This is a genomic window from Corallococcus exercitus (assembly GCF_003611585.1).
In the GTDB taxonomy this organism is placed as follows: domain Bacteria; phylum Myxococcota; class Myxococcia; order Myxococcales; family Myxococcaceae; genus Corallococcus; species Corallococcus exercitus.
This window is the reverse complement of sequence record NZ_RAVW01000707.1, coordinates 1-2,613: the sequence shown is the minus strand read 5'-3', so window position 1 is coordinate 2,613 and position 2,613 is coordinate 1. Positions and strand designations below refer to the sequence as shown.

Here is a 2,613-nt window from a genome sequence, read left to right as displayed (position 1 = left end):
CGCGCGGCGGTCCAGGCGGTGGCCCTCGCCCCGGGCCTGCTCGGGCGGCATGTAGTGCGGCGTGCCCAGCACCGCGTTCGGGGTGGTGCTGTCCTCGCGCCAGTCGCGCGCGAGCCCGAAGTCCATCTCGATGGCGGCCACGTGCCGGGGCAGCTCCTTCGCGTGCGCCTCCGCGTACGCGCGGCCTCCGCGCAGCCCGTTCTCCTCGTTCATGAAGAGCACCACGCGCACCGTGCGCCGGGGCGCCTGGGGCAGCTTCGCGATGAGCCGCGCGGCCTCCATCACCATCACCACGCCCGCGCCGTCGTCATGCGCGCCCGTGCCCACGTCCCACGAGTCCAGGTGCGCGCCCAGCAGCACCACCTCGTCCGGCTTCTCGCGGCCCCGCACCTCCGCCACCACGTTGGACGAGTCCGCCTCCGGCAGCTCCGAGCACCCCAGCACCAGCCGCACCTTCACCGCCCCGCCCTGGAGCATCCGGTGCAGCGTGAGCGCGTCCTCCACGGACACCGCCGCCGCGGGCAGGCGCGGGCCGCCCTCGTCGAAGCGCGTGGCCCCGGTGTGCGGCGTGCGCAGCGACGCCGTGGCCAGCGAGCGCACCAACGCGGCCACCGCGCCCTGCTTCGCCGCCGCCGCCGGGCCCCGCCCGCGCAGCCCCGCGAAGCGGCCGTAGTCCGCCGCCTCCGCCATGGTGTGGTTGAAGAACACGATGCGGCCCTTCACCTTGTCCCCCAGCGCCGCCAGCTCCTCCAGCGAGTTCACCTCCACCACCTCCGCCGTGATGCCCTCCGGCGGCGTGGGCGCGCTGCCACCCAGGGCCAGCAGCGCCAGCGGCAGGCCGCGCGTGCGCTCCGAGGCGAGGATTTCGCCGTGCTCCTCGCCACGCACCCAGCGCGGCACCTTCACCGGCTCCTTCCACGCCTTCACCCCGTCCGCCTTGAAGGAGCGCAGGGCCCACTGCACCGCGGCCTCCGCGGACTCGGAGCCGGACAGGCGCGGCCCCACGCCGTCCGTCAGCTCCGCCAGCCGCGCGTACGCGTGGCCCTCCGCGAGCGCGGGCCCCACCAGCCGCCCCGCGGTGGTCTGCTGCGCGGCGCTCAGCTTCGACACGGCCGGGGGCGCCGCCTTCACCGACGACGTGGCCGGGGACTTCGGCGCGGGGTCCTGGGAGGGCGCGGTGGCGGTGTTCTGGGGCGCGGGCGAGGCCGAGGTGAAGAGGTGCAGGGCCAGCGAGACGGGCAGGACGAAGGCGGACGTGGACACGCGAATCCTCGAGGGGGACCTGAGCTGTTGTAGGGCGAGGTGGAAGTCCCAGGGGCCACCGCGCGCCGAGAGGGGGAACGCGGCGCGCGGGGCTCAACTGGGACGTCACGCACCGGTTCCGCGGTTGGGGAACGCGAGGCCCGGTACATACGCCATCTTCCAAGAAGAAGAGGACGTGCGTGCATTCTTTAAAGAAATTCCTCGCAGCGTCAAGGCTGGAAGTGAGCATTGCGACCCGCGGGTGATGTGAGTGTTCACGAGTCTGCGCTACGCAAGACATCCCATGGCACCCACCCCTCCCGGGCAACGCGAGACGTCCTGCCAGAGCCTGGAAGACCTGGGGGCACGGCTCGCGTCCCGTGATTTCGGCCGCTTGGAGGATGACGCGCTGCCCATGCTGCTGCTCGCGGTGCATGGGCGGGACTTCATGCGCGACTTCCGCGAGGAGTTCGCCGCGGAGGACGACTGGGCTCCCGCGCTGGAGCGCACGGCGCGCGCGGTGGGCCGCGCCTTCGACTTCCTCCGCGAGGACGCGGGCATCCCGCACCTGGACCTCGTGCCCAGGCCGGACGTGCTGCCCCTGCTGTGCCGCTTCTTCCACTTGCATCCCCAACCTCCGCCCGCGGCCCGCGTGCGGCTGTCGCACTGGCTCTGGCGCCACGCGCTCTTCGACACCGGCCGTTCATTGTCCGACGCCGGAGCGCTCGCGCTCCTCACGCCGGACGCGGACGCCTCCGTGCGCGCGCTGCTGCGCCGCGTGGTGCCGCCGCGCGGCTGGGAGCGCTATTCGCAGCCCGGCATGGCGGGGCTCGCGTCGGTGGCGGACCGGGTGGAGGCCAACGCGCTGCTGGCGCTGAAGCCCCGGCACCTGCTCACCGGCGCCGTGCTGGAGCCCGGCCCGCTGCTGGAGAACCAGGGCGCGGTGGCGTTCCTGCCCCTGTTCCCGCCGCCGCTGTCGGGAGGCGCGCCGCCGCCGGGCCCGGTCAGCGACCTGCTGCTCACGCTGGCGAACCAGGTCTTCCACCCGGTGCTCGCACCGGGCCGGTCCCTGCTGGGGCTGGTGCGCACGGGCGTGACGCCGCCGGTCGTATTCCCCAGCCATGCCCTGGGCCCCGACGCCCTGGCCGCCCTGCGTCAAGGCGACGGAGCGGCGTTCCTCGCGCTGCGGCGCGACGGACTCGTGACGCACATCCGGGCGTTCATCCAGGCACGGACGGGCGCGGACCACGCGGTGGATGCTCCGATTCCGGAGGAATGAATCCCCCGGAATTCTCCGTTGCCCCCCCCAGGGACCCGGGCGACAGTGCCACGGCCGGCGGTCGTCCCCCCCGACCCGCGGTCCCCCGCTCC

2 protein-coding genes are annotated in these 2,613 nt (G+C 74.1%); one reads left to right on the top strand and one right to left on the bottom strand.

Annotated features, from left to right (window positions below; translation table 11 throughout):
• Positions 1 to 1,263, bottom strand: a 1,263-nt coding sequence (locus D7W79_RS41145; protein ID WP_244222260.1) for a M20/M25/M40 family metallo-hydrolase, incomplete at its 3' end; no start/stop codon positions are given.
• 283 nt (positions 1,264 to 1,546) lie between these two features.
• On the opposite strand from D7W79_RS41145, the gene D7W79_RS41140 reads away from it, so the two are divergent.
• Positions 1,547 to 2,521: a hypothetical protein gene (locus D7W79_RS41140; protein WP_147442332.1), complete on the top strand. Its 975-nt coding sequence runs from the start codon at positions 1,547 to 1,549 to the stop codon at positions 2,519 to 2,521.
• The last annotated feature ends 92 nt before the right edge of the window (positions 2,522 to 2,613 follow it).

Excerpts from the sequence above, each read along its gene's own strand:
- D7W79_RS41140 (WP_147442332.1), top strand. The coding sequence starts at position 1,547 with ATGGCACCCACCCCTCCCGGGCAACGCGAGACGTCCTGCCAGAGCCTG.